The organism is Sphingomonas sp. (assembly GCF_036387595.1).
GTDB lineage: Bacteria > Pseudomonadota > Alphaproteobacteria > Sphingomonadales > Sphingomonadaceae > Sphingomonas.
This window is the reverse complement of sequence record NZ_DASVTL010000117.1, coordinates 52119-67736: the sequence shown is the minus strand read 5'-3', so window position 1 is coordinate 67736 and position 15618 is coordinate 52119. Positions and strand designations below refer to the sequence as shown.

Annotated in this window: 16 protein-coding genes and 1 riboswitch; of the genes, 11 read left to right on the top strand and 5 right to left on the bottom strand. The window is 70.0% G+C overall.

Annotated elements, in window-relative coordinates; translation table 11 throughout:
• Positions 1-2: 2 nt before the first annotated feature.
• The 4 genes from VF643_RS14040 to VF643_RS14025 all read right to left on the bottom strand — a co-directional run bounded on the left by VF643_RS14040 (position 3) and on the right by VF643_RS14025 (position 3744).
• Entirely contained in the window at positions 3-872 is an 870-nt protein-coding gene (locus tag VF643_RS14040; protein WP_331044009.1) for an IclR family transcriptional regulator, read from the bottom strand.
• 2 nt (positions 873-874) lie between these two features.
• Positions 875-1627, bottom strand: coding sequence for an SDR family oxidoreductase (locus VF643_RS14035; protein WP_331044008.1), 753 nt, complete (start codon positions 1625-1627; stop codon positions 875-877).
• Positions 1624-2901 carry an L-fuconate dehydratase gene (locus VF643_RS14030; RefSeq protein ID WP_331044007.1) on the bottom strand — a complete coding sequence of 426 codons (1278 nt, stop codon included), beginning with the start codon at positions 2899-2901 and terminating at the stop codon, positions 1624-1626. The genes VF643_RS14035 and VF643_RS14030 overlap by 4 nt, the downstream gene beginning before the upstream one ends.
• 102 nt (positions 2902-3003) lie before the next feature.
• Positions 3004-3744 carry an SDR family oxidoreductase gene (locus tag VF643_RS14025; protein ID WP_331044006.1) on the bottom strand — a complete coding sequence of 247 codons (741 nt, stop codon included), beginning with the start codon at positions 3742-3744 and terminating at the stop codon, positions 3004-3006.
• Positions 3745-3919: 175 nt separating this feature from the next.
• Between VF643_RS14025 and cobT the strand changes: the two genes are divergently transcribed.
• From cobT to cobD, 11 genes are all read left to right on the top strand, one after another.
• Entirely contained in the window at positions 3920-4921 is a 1002-nt protein-coding gene (gene cobT / locus VF643_RS14020) for a nicotinate-nucleotide--dimethylbenzimidazole phosphoribosyltransferase (RefSeq protein ID WP_331044005.1), read from the top strand.
• Positions 4922-4931: 10 nt separating this feature from the next.
• Positions 4932-5699 carry an adenosylcobinamide-GDP ribazoletransferase gene (cobS, locus tag VF643_RS14015; protein ID WP_331044004.1) on the top strand — a complete coding sequence of 256 codons (768 nt, stop codon included), beginning with the start codon at positions 4932-4934 and terminating at the stop codon, positions 5697-5699.
• A complete protein-coding gene (gene cobC / locus VF643_RS14010) occupies positions 5690-6202 on the top strand; it encodes an alpha-ribazole phosphatase (RefSeq protein WP_331044003.1) in 513 nt (170 codons plus the stop codon). Before cobS ends, cobC begins: the two co-directional genes overlap by 10 nt.
• Positions 6203-6212: 10 nt before the next feature.
• On the top strand, positions 6213-6815 hold the full coding sequence (cobO, locus tag VF643_RS14005) for a cob(I)yrinic acid a,c-diamide adenosyltransferase (protein ID WP_331044002.1): 603 nt from the start codon (positions 6213-6215) through the stop codon (positions 6813-6815).
• A 56-nt stretch (positions 6816-6871) separates the two neighbouring features.
• A riboswitch (cobalamin riboswitch) is annotated at positions 6872-7063 on the top strand.
• 148 nt (positions 7064-7211) lie between these two features.
• Positions 7212-9134 carry a TonB-dependent receptor plug domain-containing protein gene (locus VF643_RS14000; protein ID WP_331044001.1) on the top strand — a complete coding sequence of 641 codons (1923 nt, stop codon included), beginning with the start codon at positions 7212-7214 and terminating at the stop codon, positions 9132-9134.
• Positions 9131-9958, top strand: a complete 828-nt coding sequence (locus VF643_RS13995; RefSeq protein WP_331044000.1) for an ABC transporter substrate-binding protein — start codon at positions 9131-9133, stop codon at positions 9956-9958. The genes VF643_RS14000 and VF643_RS13995 overlap by 4 nt, the downstream gene beginning before the upstream one ends.
• Entirely contained in the window at positions 9955-10941 is a 987-nt protein-coding gene (locus tag VF643_RS13990) for an iron ABC transporter permease (RefSeq protein ID WP_331043999.1), read from the top strand. Before VF643_RS13995 ends, VF643_RS13990 begins: the two co-directional genes overlap by 4 nt.
• Positions 10938-11699 (top strand): ABC transporter ATP-binding protein, encoded by a 762-nt coding sequence (locus VF643_RS13985; protein WP_331043998.1) that lies wholly within the window; start codon positions 10938-10940, stop codon positions 11697-11699. Before VF643_RS13990 ends, VF643_RS13985 begins: the two co-directional genes overlap by 4 nt.
• A gap of 14 nt (positions 11700-11713) precedes the next feature.
• On the top strand, positions 11714-13180 hold the full coding sequence (locus VF643_RS13980) for a cobyric acid synthase (protein ID WP_331043997.1): 1467 nt from the start codon (positions 11714-11716) through the stop codon (positions 13178-13180).
• Positions 13177-14112, top strand: coding sequence for an adenosylcobinamide-phosphate synthase CbiB (cbiB, locus tag VF643_RS13975; RefSeq protein ID WP_331043996.1), 936 nt, complete (start codon positions 13177-13179; stop codon positions 14110-14112). The genes VF643_RS13980 and cbiB overlap by 4 nt, the downstream gene beginning before the upstream one ends.
• Positions 14109-15110, top strand: coding sequence for a threonine-phosphate decarboxylase CobD (cobD, locus tag VF643_RS13970; RefSeq protein WP_331043995.1), 1002 nt, complete (start codon positions 14109-14111; stop codon positions 15108-15110). The genes cbiB and cobD overlap by 4 nt, the downstream gene beginning before the upstream one ends.
• On the opposite strand, the gene cobU is transcribed toward cobD, so the two are convergent.
• Positions 15100-15612 (bottom strand): bifunctional adenosylcobinamide kinase/adenosylcobinamide-phosphate guanylyltransferase, encoded by a 513-nt coding sequence (gene cobU, locus VF643_RS13965; RefSeq protein ID WP_331043994.1) that lies wholly within the window; start codon positions 15610-15612, stop codon positions 15100-15102. The two genes, cobD and cobU, sit on opposite strands and share 11 nt — an antisense overlap.
• Positions 15613-15618: the final 6 nt, after the last annotated feature.

The window sequence follows — 15618 nt, the reverse complement described above, 5'->3', positions numbered from 1 at the left end:
CCTCATGCGCGCCCGGCGGCTGCCCGCCGCCGTCGCGTCGGTGCGGCAGTCGGCAATGCGGCCCTGCCCGGCTCGTCGCCGCGATCGTACCAGCCGAGCGCGGTCGAGATGCGCGCCGCGGTAGCCTTCAATGCATCCAGCGCCTCCGGCCGGCTGACATGCGCCGCGCCGTCGATCGCCTCCAGGAACGGGATCGTCAGCGCCGCCACGGCCTGACCGTCGAAGCCGAAGATCGGGCAGCTCATGTCGGATACCCCCGCCATCCGCGCGCTGGGGATACATTCGTGGCCGTGTTCGCGCACCCGATCGATCCGCGCGGAGAGCCCAGGTGCGCCCTTGGTCGCCGCAAGCAAGGCCGCGCGCTTCTCGGCACTCGCGAACGCCAGCAGGACGTGGCCCGAACAGCTCGACGCCAGATCGACCGACGTCCCCAGCCGCACCGCAAAGCCCGTCTGGCCGGGGCTTTCCTGGCGCAGCACGACGAGGCCGCGCGCGCCTTCCGTGCCATCGTTGAGCACGACCATATGGCATGATTGCTCGACGGTGGCTGCCAGCGCGTGCATCAGCGGCGCCGCGACATGGATCAATTCCTGCGCAGGGGTCGCACGATGCGCCGCCTCCAGCACCTTGTAGGTCACCCGGTAGCGATCGGTCGCGGCATCCTTCCTCAGCCAACCGCGGCGGTCGAGCACGATGACGACGCGGAACAATTCGCTGATCGATCGACCCATCCGTGCCGCCATTTCGCCGATCGACAGGCCGGACGGCTCGCCGCCGAGCAGCTCGAGGACGTCGATGCCCTTTTCCAGCGCGGGCGCCGAATAGGCCCGCTGCTTGGACTGGGCGGGTTCCACGGTTTCGCGGCCGGGCATGGTCACGCCATTGCCCGATCGAGGTGAACGTAGCCGCCGTCGACGAACAGCCACTGCCCGGTCGTATGGCGCGCACGATCGGACAGCAGGAACATGATCGTGTCGGCGATCTCCGCCGGCGACGTCATGCGGCGGCCGAGCGGCACCCGCGCCTCGATGGCACTGCGCTTGGTCATCGGATCGTCGAAGGTCGCGAGCCATTCCTTATACTGTGGCGTGTCGACCTCTGCCGGCACGACCGCGTTGACGCGGATGCCATCTCCGGCCAGCGCGACCGCCCATTCGCGGGTCAGCGCCAGCTGCCCCCCCTTGGCGGCGGCATAGGCGCTGGTATTCCCCTGCCCGGTCAGCGCGGTCTTGGACGCGACGTTGACGATCGCACCCCGGCTGGCGCGCAGATGCGGCAGCGCGAAATGTGCCATCGCGAAATAATGGACCAGATTGGCGTCCAGCGACGTGCGGAAATCGGCAGGCGCGCGATCGAGCCCGATCGAATCGTTGACGCCGGCGTTGTTCACCAGTCCGTCGACCCGCCCGAACCGCTCCACGACCGCCGCCACCGCCGCCGCGCAGGCTGCGTCGTCGGCCAGTTCGGCACGGACGTACAGTGCCTCGCCCAGCGGTTCGGGTGGGGCCACGCGCGACACGATCACCGGCAGCGCGCCCTCCTCGGCGAGTCCGGCGACGACCGCCGCACCGATCCCCGAGCCGCCGCCGGTCACGATGACCACCTTGTCCACCAGGCCGAGTTTCACGCGACGTGCCTGAAATCGACGAGCGTCGCGGGCTTCATCTCGATCGAATAGCCCGGCCGCGATGGCGGCATGTAGGCGGCATCGCGGATCACGCAGGGGTCCAGGAAATGCTCGTGCAGATGATCGACATATTCGATCACGCGCCCCTCCATCGTCGCCGAGAAGCACAGATAGTCGATCATCGAGAGATGTTGCACATATTCGCACAGGCCGACGCCGCCCGCATGCGGGCACACCGGCAGATCGAATTTGGCGGCGAGCAGCATGACGGCCAGCGCCTCGTTCACCCCGCCGATGCGGCAGGCGTCGAGCTGGACGATGTCGATGGCACCGGCGGCCATGAACTGTTTGAAGAGGATGCGGTTCTGGCACATCTCGCCGGTCGCGACCTTGACGGGTGTGATCGCCTGCCGGATCGCGCGGTGGCCCAGCACGTCGTCGGGACTGGTCGGCTCCTCGATGAACCACGGATCGGCAAAGGCCAGCGCGCGCACCCAGTCTACCGCCTCGCCCACCTCCCAGACCTGGTTCGCGTCGATCATCAGCTTGGCCGCCGGCCCCAGCACCTCACGCGCGATCCCGACCCGGCGAATGTCGTCGGCCAGGTCGCGGCCGACCTTGAGCTTTACATGGGTGAAGCCGGCATCCACCGCCTCCTGCGTCAGGCGCCGCAGCTTGGCGTCGTCATAGCCAAGCCACCCCGACGAGGTGGTGTAGCAGGGATAGCCGCGCGCCTGAAGCATCGCGATCCGCTCCGCCTTGCCCACGGCGCGCGCGCTGAGCAGATCGAGCGCCTCCTCGCGCGTGATCGCGTCGGTCAGGTAACGGAAGTCGATCGCGGCGACGATCTGCTCCGGCGTCATGTCGGCCACCAGCCGCCACACGGGCTTGCCCGCCGCCTTCGCCCACAAATCCCAGATCGCGTTGACGACCGCGCCGGTGGCCAGGTGCATCGCGCCCTTGTCCGGCCCGATCCAGCGCAACTGGCTGTCGCCGGTCAGATAGCGCCACATCCGCCCCGGATCCTCGGCGATCCAGTCGAGTTCCAGCCCCACGACCAGGTGGCGCATCGCCACGATCGCGGCGACGCACACTTCGTTGCCGCGGCCGATGGTGAAGGTCAGCCCATGCCCCTCCAGCCCCGGCGTGTCCGTCTCCAGCACGACATAGGCGGCGGAATAATCGGGATCGGGGTTCATCGCGTCCGACCCGTCGAGCGCCAGGCTGGTCGGAAAGCGCAGGTCGATCGTGCGCAGGCCGGTGATCCGCGTCACGCGGCGCCCACCATCGTCTGCGTCTGCTCGCCCGGCCCGGCGATGCCCAGCCGTAAGTTCTGCCCGTTGGGTCCATGGCGCAACAGCGTCATCGCATCGTCCTCAATTGACCCAGCCGCCGTCGATCACATGGACCGCGCCGGTGGTGAAGCCCGCTTCGTCGCTGGCGAGATAGGCGATCAGCGCGGCGATCTCATCGGCGCGGCCCAGCCGCCCCATCGGCTGGCGCGCGACGAAGGCGGCGTCGGCCTCGGGCACGCTCACCCCCTGCGCATCGGCCTGCGCGACGACGCGCGCGCGCAGCGACGGGGTCTCCACGGTGCCGGGGCACACCGCGTTGCACCGGATGCCGCGCCCGACGAAATCCGCGGCCACCGCCTTGGTCAGCCCGATCACCGCCGCCTTGCTCGCGCCGTAGGCATAACGGTTGGGGATGCCTTTCACGCTCGACGCGATGCTGCTCATGTTCACGATCGCCCCGGCGCCCTGCGCCAGCATGCCGGGCAGGAACGCGCGGATGGTGCGGTGCATCGCGTTGACGTTGAGGTCGAAGCTGAGCGCCCAGTCGGCGTCGTCGCATTCCAGAATGTCGCCCGCCGCGACGAAGCCCCCGATATTGGCCAGCACGTCGATCGGCCCGGTGACGAGCGGGAGCGCGGCGATCGCCTGCGGGTCGGTCAGATCGGCGAAGACGGGGCGCACGCCCTCGATTGCGTCCAGGGCCTCACGATCGCGATCGAGCGCCCAGACCAACGCACCCTCGTCGCGGAGCCGCTCCGCGGTCGCGCGCCCGATCCCGTGTGCAGCCGCCGTGACCAGCACCTTCTTGCCCGCAAACCGCATCCGCACTCCAATCCCTACTTTTATGGGTCAAACTTACTTTTACCACAAGCGTGTTCAGGCGGAAAGCTGGAACAAATCGCATGGCCTTGCCGGCGTCAACCCGGCGGAGGCGTTTGGATTCCGAGCACCATGAAGTAGGGCGCGCATCGTCCCAGCGAGAACGAGGTCGCCTGCGTTGCCTTTATCAAATGCCGAGATCATCCGCGCGCTCGATGCCAAGACGAAGCCGCAAGGATCGCTCGGGCGGGTGGAGGCGTTGGCGGCCCAGATCGCAAGCGTGCAGCACTCGCTGTCGCCGATCGTCGAGCGCGCGACGCTGCTTCTGTTCGCGGCCGATCACGGGGTCGTCGCGGAAGGCGTATCGGCCTATCCGCAGGAAGTCACCCGCCAGATGCTGCTGAACTTCCTCGCCGGCGGTGCTGCGGCGACCGTCTTCGCACGCTCGGTGGGCGTGGACGTGCGGGTCATCGACGCGGGCGTCGCCGGCGATCCGGTTGTTCACCCCGATCTCCTCTCGCGCCGTATCGCGCCGGGGACGCGCAACATGGCCGACGAACCCGCGATGAGCGCCGCGCAATATGAGCGCGCGATCGTGGCGGGCCGCGACCTGGTCGCCGCGACGCCGGGAGAGGCGATATGCCTGGGCGAAATGGGGATCGGCAACACATCGGCCGCCGCCCTGATCGCCGCCAAGCTGATGGGATCGCCGGTGCGCGATCTGGTCGGGCCGGGCACCGGCGTCGATGCCGCAGGACTGGAACGCAAATGCACGGTGCTGGAAAGAGCGGCCGCCCGCACCGCAGCGACGCTCGCACCCGCAGACGCGCTGCGGGAATATGGCGGGTTCGAGATCGTGATGATGACGGGCGCGGCGCTGGCTGGCGCGGCGAGCGGCCGGATCGTGATCGTCGACGGCTTCATCGCCACCACCGCGGCACTGGCCGCGACCGGCCTGAATCCGGCGAGCCGCGACGCGCTGGTATTCGCGCACCGCTCGGCCGAACCTGGGCACACACTCCTGCTGGACCGTCTCGGCGCACAGCCGCTGCTCGACCTCGGCATGCGGCTGGGCGAGGGAACGGGCGCGCTGCTCGCATGGCCGCTCGTGAAGGCCGCCGCCGCGATGCTGCGCGAGATGGCCACATCTGCGGATGCGGGCGTGAGCGGGCACGAATGAGCCGTTCCGCGTGAGGCGCCGGCTGGCAAACGAAACCGCGACCTTCGCGGTCGCCGTGCAGTTCCTGACCCGCGTGCCGGTTCCCGCAGGCGCGTACACACCCGAGCGGTTACGCGCCGCGGTGCGCCATTACCCGCTGGTGGGCGCGCTGGTCGGTGCGTTCGCGGCGGCCGTGCTGCTGGTGACGGACCAGGCGTTCACGCCGCTCGTCGCCATGCTGTTGTCCTCCGGCGCCACCCTCCTGCTTACCGGCGCTTTCCATGAGGACGGGCTGGCCGACACATTCGACGGCATCGGCGGCGGCGCGGATCGTATTCGCACGCTGGAGATCATGCGCGACAGCCGGATCGGAACCTATGGCACCCTGGCCCTGGCCATCGTGCTGGCGCTCAAGATCGCGAGCCTCGCCGCCTTGCCGATCGCGGCGGCGGCGGTCGCGCTGGTCGCCGGGCACGGACTGAGCCGGCTGTCGGCGGTGCTGGTGATCGCGACCGCCCGCTATGCGCGCGACGAAGGCACCGGCAAGTTCACCGCCAGCGGACTGTCCGTGCGCAGCCTGACCTTTGCGCTCGCCACCGGCGCTCTGCTCGCAGGCGGACTGGGCTGGATGCTCGGCGGCGCGGTTCTCGCATGGGCATTGGGCGGGCTTGCGCTGGGGCATCTCGGGGGGCGCGCCGTGTTCGAACGGCGGCTGGGCGGCTATACGGGCGATTGCCTGGGCGCGGTCCAGCAGTTGAGCGAGGTGGGGCTGTATCTCGGGCTGCTGGCGTGCGCCTGATCCTGCTGCGCCACACCCGACCCGCGGTCGCCGCCGGCGTCTGCTATGGTGCGAGCGACCTCGATTGCGCCGACACCTTCGCGCAGGAAGCCGCCGCGCTGCTGCCCGATCTGCCCGCGTTCGATCGTCTCATCACCAGTCCGCTGCGGCGATGTCGCCGCCTCGCCGACGTGATCGTCGCCGCAACGGACAAGCCGGTGACGATCGACGCCCGGCTTGCCGAGATGGATTTCGGCGCATGGGAGGGGCTGCGCTGGGACGATATACCCCGCCCGGAGATCGACGCCTGGGCCGCGGACTTCCACGATGCACGGCCGCACGGCGGGGAGTCCATCGCGACCTTCGCCGCGCGGGTCGCGGGCGCGCTGGCCGATGCCCGCGCGGCGCCCGGGTCCACGCTGATGGTGACACATCAGGGGGTGGTCCGCGCCGCGCGCGCCGCCGCCGAGCGCGATGATGCGTGGCGCTTCACGCTGGCCTATGGCGGGTGGATCGCCATCTGAGGATTGATACATGGACGAAGCCGACGACCACAAGACGCGGATGCAGGCGCTGAAAGCGGAGCAGGACGCGAAGCGCAAGGCATCGGCGGACGCGGCGCGCGGCCTGGTCCTCGTCCACACCGGCAACGGCAAGGGCAAGTCGTCCTCCGCCTTCGGCGTCATCATCCGCGCGCTCGGCTGGGGACAGCGTGTCGGCGTGGTGCAGTTCATCAAGGGCAAATGGGTGACGGGCGAGCGCCGGTTCTTCGATCGCTTCCCAGACGAAGTGACTTGGGCGACGATGGGCGAGGGCTTCACCTGGGACACCCAGGACCGCGACCGCGACATCGCCGCCGCCCGCGTCGCGTTCGCCAAGGGCGCAGAGATGATGGCGTCGGGCGCGTTCGATCTCGTGGTGCTGGACGAGATCAACATCGCGCTGCGTTACGACTATCTCGGCGTTGAAGCCGTGATCGCGGGGTTGGCCGCGCGATCGGCGCGCACCAGCGTCATCCTCACCGGGCGCGACGCCAAGGCCGAACTGATCGCCTATGCCGATCTGGTCAGCGACATGGTCGAGGTGAAGCATCCGTTCCAGGCCGGGATCAAGGCGCAGAAGGGCATCGACTTCTGAGGGGGCACGGGCACCCCGGGCGAACCGCCGCCGTTGACAACAGCTGCGGTGGCGGCGATGGCGCGCGACAGACGGTTCCGCCGCGGCAACGCGGAGGCGAAGAGGGAACCCGGTGCGATACCGGGACTGTGCCCGCAACTGTGAGCCAGGAGTCGACGGCCACCATGTCACTGGAGCTAACCCTCCGGGAAGACGGCCCGAGGCGCTGATCGGCGAGTCAGGAGACCTGCCGTCGCGTCGTTCGTCCCGGGCCGGGTCCAGCCAATGGGGATGGGGAGCATGCTCCTTTCGTAACGACAGTTCGGCCGTCGTCGCGTCCGCTTTTAGCGGGCGGGCCATTCCTGTCGTATGTTCGCGTTTCCGCTCGGCGGCGGCGACGCGTGAAGGACCGTCCCCATGTTCCGCTTCTCCATTCTACCTGCCAGCGCCGGCGCGCTGGCGATCGCCATCGCGGCCCCCGCCTCCGCCCAGACCGGCCGCGATCTCGATTCGGCCGCCGGGGCTGCCGGCGATGTCATCGTGACCGCCAACCGTACCGCACGGCCCGCAGACGAGGTCGCGCAATCGGTCACCGTCATCGCTGCCGACGAGATACGCCGCCGTCAGTCGCAGACTGTGGTCGATCTGCTCCGCACCGTGCCCGGCGTCACCTTCACCCGCAACGGCGGCCCGGGCACCGCCACCGGCGTCAACATCCGCGGCGCCGACAGCGACCAGAACGTCGTCCTGATTGACGGGGTGAAGCTCAACGATCCGTCCTCGACCGGCAGCGGGTATAATTTCGGGAACCTCCTGGTCGGCAACATCGAACGGATCGAGGTCGTTCGCGGGTCGCAATCCGTGATCTGGGGCAGCCAGGCGATCGGCGGCGTCGTCAACCTGCTCACCGCCGCGCCCACCGACGCCCTGCGCATCAATGCGCGCGCGGAAGGCGGGTGGCGCGATACGTATCAGGCGTTCGGCAACGTCTCGGCGCGCGTCGGCCCGGTCGCGGCAAGCGCGGGCGCGGGCTATTTCCGCACCGACGGCATCTCAGCCCTCGACGAAAAAAGCGGCGGGCGCGAGCGCGACGGGTTCGACAATTTCGGGGTGAACGCGCGCGCGCTGATCGACCTTACCGACACCGTCTCGATCGACCTGCGCGGCTTCTATTCGGACGGCGAGGCCGATGTCGACGGCTTCCCCGCCCCGGCCTTCGCCTTCGCCGACACGCGCGAGGGGGGAAAGACGCGCGAACTGGTCGGCTATGGCGGCGTCAACGCGACGTTGCTGGGCGGCCGGTTCCGCAACCGTTTCGCCTTCGCCTATACCCGGACGGAGCGGACCAACATCGACCCCGATGGCGCGATCCGCACGACCTTCGACGCGCAGGGCGAAAACGAGCGCTTCGAATATCAGGGCGTCGTCGATCTCGATCCCGTCGATGCGACGTTCGGTGCGGAGACGGAAACCTCGCGCTACGTGTCCGCCAGCTTCGGCGGGGCGCCGGCCGGCGCCGACGTGCGGATCAGCAGCGTCTACGGGGAGGCGAGCGTCAAGCCGTTCGCCGGCGGGGTCCTGACCGGCGGAGTCCGTCACGACGACCATCAGACCTTCGGCGATGCGACGACCTTCGCGGCCTCGGGCGTGTACAGCCCCAACGGCGGCGCGACCCGCCTGCGCGCGGCCTACGGCGAAGGCTTCAAGGCGCCGTCGCTGTTCCAGCTCTACAGCAACTTCGGCAACACCACGCTCGCCCCCGAACGATCGGAGAGCTGGGAGGTTGGGATCGGCCAGCGGTTCGGCGGCCGAGTGGACCTGGCGGCGACCTATTTCCACCGCAATACCGAAAATCAGATCGACTTCATTTCCTGCACCCGCAACCCCGCTGCGATCTGCGTCGGCCGGCCTTCGGGCACCTACGACAACATCCGCCTAACCCGCGCGCAAGGCGTCGAACTCAGCGCGACCTTGCGTCCGATCGACCGCTTCACGCTTCGGGGCCAATACAGCTTCATCGACGCACGGAACCGGCTCAACCGGCTCCAACTCGCCCGGCGACCACGCCAGACCGTCAGCGTAATCGCCGATTATGCCTTTGATTTCGGGCTTCAGGCGGGCGCCACGCTGGCGCATGTCGGGGACAGCTTCGACAATGCCGCCAACACCAGCCGCCTCGACGGATATGTCCTGGCCGACATCCGCGCGGCCTACCCGATCGGGCAGGGAATCGAACTCTTCGGGCGGATCGAGAATCTGTTCGACGAGAAGTATGAGACGATCCTGGGCTACGGCACGCTGGGGCGTGCCGCTTATGCCGGCGTGCGGCTGAAGATATGATCCGCGCGCTGGCCGTCCCATTGGCGCTGGCCGGGTGCGCACAGGCCCCCGCCCCGTCGCTGCCCCAGCTGCCGGTGCGGCCAATGCGGATCGTCAGCCTGGATTATTGCGCCGACCAATATGCGCTGAAACTGGTCGCGCGCGATCGCATCCTGGCGCTGTCGCCGGATGCGCAAAGCGACTTCTCGTACATGCGCAAAGCGGCCCGCGGCGTCGCGAGCGTCGCGCCGCGGGCGGAGGACGTGCTGGTGCTCCGCCCCGATCTCGTCATCCGCTCCTATGGCGGCGGCCCCGGCGTGGCCGCGTTCCTCGAGAAGGCCGGGGTGCCGGTGCTCCAGATCGGCTATGCGTCGGACATCGCCGGTGTCCGGCAGACCCTGGTCGACGTGGCCGAGGGGCTGGGCGAACCGGTGGCGGGAGAGCGCGTCGCGGTGCAGATGGACGCCCGTCTCGCCGCGCTCCGGCGCAGGCCGATGAAGCAGACCGCGCTCTACATGACGCCGGGCGGGGTGACGACCGGCGCGGGTACGCTGGTGGACGAGATGCTGCGAACCGCGGGCTATCGCAATTTTCAGCGCGACTCTGGATGGCAGCCGCTGCCGCTCGAACGGCTGGCCTATGGCGGCCCGGACGTGGTGGCCGCGGCCTTCTTCGGCTCCAGGACCAACCATCCCGATCGGTGGAGCGCCGCGCGCCACCCGATCGCGCGCGCGCAGCTCCGCGACCGGCCGGTGGTCGGGATCGAGGGGGCATGGACCGCGTGCGGCGGCTGGTTCCTGCTCGACGCGATCGAGGCGCTGGCGAACGCAGGAGCAAGGCGATGAACGGCCGTGCGCTTTCGGTCGCGCTCGGTATAGCGGCGCTGCTCGCGATCGTGGCCGCGTGCCTACTCGGGTCGACACCCTTGCCAGCCGGACGGCTGCTCGCGGCGCTTGTCGGCGGCGGAGAGCCGGGTGACGCGGTAGTCGTCTGGGCCATCCGCCTGCCACGCGCGCTCGCCGCGTTCGTGGTCGGCGCGGCGCTCGGCGCCAGCGGCGCGGCGCTGCAGGGCCTGCTGCGCAACCCGCTCGCCGAACCGGGCGTGCTCGGCGTATCCGCCTCGGCCGCCCTCGTCGCGACTGTCGTGCTCTACTGGGGATTGGCGGAGGCATTTCCCTGGGCGTTGCCGCTGGCCGCGGTCGGCGGCGCGCTTGCGGCGACCGCGCTGATCGCGGCGGTCGCGCCGAGAACCCGGTCGGTGGTGACGCTGGTCCTGGTCGGCGTCGGACTGTCGAGCTTCGCGGGGGCACTGATGGCCTTGCTGATGAACCTGGCGCCGAATCCGTTCAGCCTGGCCGACATGGTCAATTGGATGATGGGATCGGTCGCGAACCGCAGCTTTGCCGACATCGCCTTTGCCGCGCCGTTCATCATCGCGGGCCTGACCCTTCTCTTCGCGACCCGGCGCGGGCTGTCCGCCCTGACGCTGGGGGAGGAGGCAGCGAGCGGGATCGGGCTGAACCTGTCGCGTCAGCGCCTCGCGGTGGTGCTCGGCGCCGGGCTGGCGACAGGCGGCGCGGTGTCGATGGCGGGAACGATCGGCTTCGTCGGCATCGTCGCGCCGCATCTGGTGCGCGCGCGGGTCGGGCACGATCCGGCGCGTAGCCTCCTTCCCTCCGCCCTGCTCGCCGGGCTGTTCCTGGTGGTGGCCGACATCGGCGTGCGCGTGTTGCCGACCGACAGCGAATTGAAGCTGGGCGTTGTCGCCGCACTGGTCGGCGCGCCGCTGTTCGTGCTGATCGCGGCGCGGCGGAGGACGGGCGCATGACCGAACTCCGCCTGGATGGCGCAACGCATGGCGTGAAGGGGACAGTCATCCTACGCCCCGCCACCCTGGCCTTCGCCCCCGGCGCGCTGACCGTGCTGCTCGGCCCCAATGGCGCGGGCAAGACCACGTTGCTGCGCGTCGCGCTCGGGCTGCTCTCGCCCGGCGAGGGGTCCGCGACGATCGACGGCAAGACGGCCGCGCAGCTGTCCCCCGCCGCGCGCGCACGCGCCTGCGCCTATCTGCCCCAGGCACGCCCGCTCGCCTGGCCGCAATCGGTGCGCGATGTGGTCGCGCTCGGCCGCTTCGCGCACGGGGCGGCACCCGGACGGTTGGGAGCAGCCGATGCGGACGCCGTCGACCGCGCGATCGCGGCCTGCGACCTCGCGCCGCTGGCCGGTCGCGCCACCGATACGCTGTCAGGCGGCGAACTGGCCCGCGTCCACTGCGCCCGTGCGCTCGCGGCGGAGGCTGCGATGATCGTCGCGGACGAGCCTGTCGCCTCGCTCGATCCACGCGCCCAGCACCGCGTGCTGCGCCTGCTGCGCGGCCATGTCGATTCCGGCGGCGGTGCGGTCGTGGTCCTCCACGATCTCGATCTCGCCGCGCGTTACGCCGATCGGCTGGTGTGGATGGCGGGCGGCGCGATCGTCGCCGACGGCCCGGCCGCCGCTACGCTGACGCCCGAACGGATCGCCGCCGTCTATGGCGTGGCCGCACGCGTCGAAAATGGTCGCGTGCTGATCGACGGAGCGGTCTGATCGCCCGCGCCATCATGATCCAGGGCACCGGCTCGGATGTCGGCAAGTCGCTGATCGTCGCCGGATTGTGCCGGATCGCCAGGCGCCGCGGCCTGTCGGTCGCACCCTTCAAGCCGCAGAACATGTCCAACAACGCGGCGGCCTGCGCAAACGCCGATGGGTCTTGGGGCGAGATCGGCCGGGCGCAGGCGCTGCAGGCGCGCGCCGCGGGGGTTGCACCCCATGTCGACATGAACCCGGTGCTGCTCAAGCCGCAGAGCGACCGCCGCGCGCAGGTGATCGTCCACGGCCGGGCGATCGGGTCGGAGGATGCGGCCGCCTATATGGCGGGGCGGCACCGCCTGCTCCCCGCCGTTCTCGACAGCTTCGCGCGCCTCACCGATGCGCACGACCTGGTGATCGTCGAGGGTGCCGGCAGCCCGGCCGAGGTGAACCTTCGCACGCGCGACATCGCCAACATGGGGTTCGCACGCGCAGCCGGCGTGCCCGTGCTGCTGGTCGGCGACATCGACCGCGGCGGGGTCATCGCCGCGCTGGTCGGCACGCATGCCGTGATCGACGCCGCCGATTCCGTGATGATCGTCGGCTTCGCGATCAACAAATTCCGGGGCGACCTTGCGCTGTTCGACGACGGCCTTGTGGCCATCGAGCGCGCGACGGGGTGGCGCAGCTTCGGCGTGATCCCCTGGCTCGCCGCCGCCGCACGTCTCCCCGCCGAAGATGCGGTCGCGCTCGATCGACCCGCCGCTTCGCGCACGGCCGGGTTGAGGATCGTCGCGCCGATGATGTCGCGGCTCGCCAATTTCGATGACGCCGATCCGCTGCGGATGGAGCCGGGGGTGGATTTCGCCTTCATTCCGCCGGGCAAGCCGATCCCGCGCGATGCGGACGCGGTGATCCTTTTCGGAACCAAGGCGACGATCGAAGATCTGCGCTTTCTGCGCACCCAGGGATGGGATCACGACATCCTGGCGCATGCGCGCACCGGGGGGCGTGTGCTGGGTATATGCGGCGGGTTCCAGATGCTCGGCCGCACAGTGCGCGATCCGCTGGGGATCGAAGGACCAGCGGGCGACGCCTCCGGACTGGGGCTGCTCGCGATGGACACGCAGATGCTCGCCGACAAGCACGTTCGCGTCGTCGCCGGCCGCTGCGCCAGAACGGATGCGCCTGTCAGGGGGTATGAGATCCATTCGGGCCGCACGACGGGGGACGCGCTGGCCCGGCCGATGCTGATGCTGGACGATGGCCCCGACGGCGCCGTCGATGGCCTGGTCGAGGGCACCTACGTCCACGGGCTGTTCGCCGACGACACATTCCGCCGCTCATGGCTCCAGCGCCTCGGCGTTCCGACCTCGCCGCTCGCCTATGACGGTGCCGTCGATGCGGCGCTAGACGAACTTGCCGACGGGATCGAGGCCGCGCTGGACGTCGATGCGGTGATCGCCGCCGCGCGCGCACCCGGCTGGATCGGTGGGTGACTTCGCATGCCGCGACGATGCTGGCGGCACTGGTGCTGGAGGCGGCGATCGGCTGGCCCGACGCGATCCACAGCCGGATCGGCCATCCGGTGACGTGGCTGGGTGCGCTGATCCACCGGCTCGATCACGCATGGAACCGCTCCGATTTCGGATCGGCACCACGTTATTTGCTGGGAATGGCCGCGACCGTGAGTGTTCTTTGCGTCGCCATCGCCGTAGCAATGGCGATCTCGGCGGTGCCGGGTCCGGTGGGCGTCGTGCTGCAAGTCGTCTCCGCCGCCACGCTCGTCGCGGCACGCAGCCTGTACGAGCATGTCGATGCGGTGCGCCGATCGCTTGCGACCGACGGCCTAGCTGCGGCGCGAACAACGGTGGCCCGGATCGTCGGGCGCGACGTGACCCGGCTCGATGAGGCGGGCGTGGCACGCGCCGCGATCGAGAGCCTCGCCGAAAACCTTTCGGACGGTGTCATCGCCCCGTTGTTCTGGGGTGCCGTCGCCGGTCTGCCCGGACTTGCGGCGTACAAGGCGATCAACACGCTCGACTCGATGATCGGACACCGGACAGCGCGGCACGAAACCTTTGGCGGCTTCGCAGCGCGGCTGGATGATGTCGCCAACCTGGTGCCCGCACGACTGACGGCGGGGCTGATCGCGGTGGCCGGCTGGTCGTGGACCGCCGCCAAGACCGCGTGGCGCGATGCGCGGCGGCATCGCTCGCCCAACGCGGGCTGGCCGGAGGCCGCGATGGCGGGGGCGCTCGGCATCCGCCTGTCGGGACCGCGGCATTACGCCGCGCGTATGGCGGACGAACCCTGGCTCAACCTTGCGGGCGTCGATCCAGAAGCGGCAGCGATCGGCAGAGCGCTGGCCGTAGCGGTGCGGGCAATCCTGCTGGCAGCCGGGATACTGGCGCTGGCCGCCATCCGGTGAGCGACGACCTCGTCCACGGCGGCGCGCTGGACGCGATGCGGCGCGCCTTTCCCGATGCGCCCGAACCGTGGGTGGATCTGTCCACCGGGATCAACCCCCGGCCCTATCCGCTCGACGCGATTACCGGCGCGGATTGGACGCGGCTGCCGACCATCGAAGCCCGTCGGACATGCGCCCACGCGATGGCGACCGCGTTCGGGGCAGACGTGGCGGCGATCCTGCCGGTGCCGGGCAGCGAAATCGCGATCCGCCTGCTCCCGCTGGTCCTGGGCGCGGCGAGCGTCGCGATCGTGTCGCCCACCTATGGCGACCATGCGCGCGCCTGGACTGCCGCGGGCCGGACGGTCGTCGCCGTACCGACGCTGGAGGCCGCACTCGATACACGGGCGGGGGCGATCGTGCTGTGCAACCCCAACAACCCCGATGGCCGGACGGTTTCGCCCGACATGGTGTGCGCCGCAGCCGATGTTCAGGCTGCGCGGGGCGGATGGATGGTGGTGGACGAGGCTTTCGCCGAGGTCGCGTCCGACCTGTCTATCGCCGCGCGGGCCGGCATGGACGGGCTGGTGGTCCTGCGCTCGTTTGGCAAGTTCTACGGCCTGGCGGGGCTGAGGCTGGCGGCGTTACTTGGGTCTGCGGGGACGCTCGACGCGATGGCGATGCTGCTCGGCGGATGGAGCGTATCGGGACCGGCGCTGAAGCTGGGCAGCGTCGCTTATGCCGATGAGGACTGGCGGCGCGAGACCCTAGACCGGCTGGCCCGGGAAACCGCGGCGCTCGACGCGGTGCTGGCGGGCAATGGACTGACGGTCGCAGGCGGGACGCCTTTGTTCCGCTTCGTCGCGGTTGGGGACGCGCACCGGCGTTGGGCGGTGCTTGCCGCCGCCGGGATCTACGTCCGCCGCTTCGCCGACCCGCCCGATCGCCTGCGCATCGGCCTGCCCGCCGGCCCGGCCGCGCTGGCACGGCTGGCAGCGGCGCTGGAATCTACCCCTTGAGCACCAGCGGCAATCCCGCCGCGACGAACTCCACCCGACCGACCAGCGCGGCGATACGCTGGTTCAGCCGGCCCTGCTCGTCGCGGAACTGGCGCCCCAGCGGCGTTTCGGGCACCAGCCCCAGGCCGAGCTCGTTCGAGACGAACAGCAGCATGGCCGACCGGGGTGCGGCCACCTGATCGAGCAGACTGCGCGTCGCCCGATCGACGTCGTGGCCGCCAAGCATCAGGTTGGACAGCCACAAGGTCAGGCAGTCGACCAGCAGCACTGCATGGCCGTCGCTCGCGCCCGCGATCGCATCGGGCAGATCGATCGGCGCCTCGGTCGTCGTCCAACGCGCGTCGCGTTCCGCCCGGTGTCGCGCGATGCGCTCGGCCATCTCTGCATCGAACGCCTGCGCGGTCGCCACGAAATGCAGCGCGCCCGAGCAGGTCTCCGCGATCTCCAGCGCCCGCCGGCTTTTGCCCGATCGCGCGCCGCCCAGGATCAGGCACGTCCGCATGGATAC

Bases quoted from the DNA above. Each gene is read 5' to 3' on its own strand.
- cobO (WP_331044002.1), top strand. From the start codon at position 6,213: ATGGACGAAGCCGACGACCACAAGACGCGGATGCAGGCGCTGAAAGCG.
- VF643_RS14025 (WP_331044006.1), bottom strand. From the start codon at position 3,744: ATGCGGTTTGCGGGCAAGAAGGTGCTGGTCACGGCGGCTGCACACGGG.
- VF643_RS13985 (WP_331043998.1), top strand. From the start codon at position 10,938: ATGACCGAACTCCGCCTGGATGGCGCAACGCATGGCGTGAAGGGGACA.
- VF643_RS13995 (WP_331044000.1), top strand. From the start codon at position 9,131: ATGATCCGCGCGCTGGCCGTCCCATTGGCGCTGGCCGGGTGCGCACAG.
- cobU (WP_331043994.1), bottom strand. From the start codon at position 15,612: ATGCGGACGTGCCTGATCCTGGGCGGCGCGCGATCGGGCAAAAGCCGG.
- VF643_RS14040 (WP_331044009.1), bottom strand. From the start codon at position 872: ATGCCCGGCCGCGAAACCGTGGAACCCGCCCAGTCCAAGCAGCGGGCC.
- VF643_RS13980 (WP_331043997.1), top strand. From the start codon at position 11,714: ATGATCCAGGGCACCGGCTCGGATGTCGGCAAGTCGCTGATCGTCGCC.
- VF643_RS13990 (WP_331043999.1), top strand. From the start codon at position 9,955: ATGAACGGCCGTGCGCTTTCGGTCGCGCTCGGTATAGCGGCGCTGCTC.
- VF643_RS14000 (WP_331044001.1), top strand. From the start codon at position 7,212: ATGTTCCGCTTCTCCATTCTACCTGCCAGCGCCGGCGCGCTGGCGATC.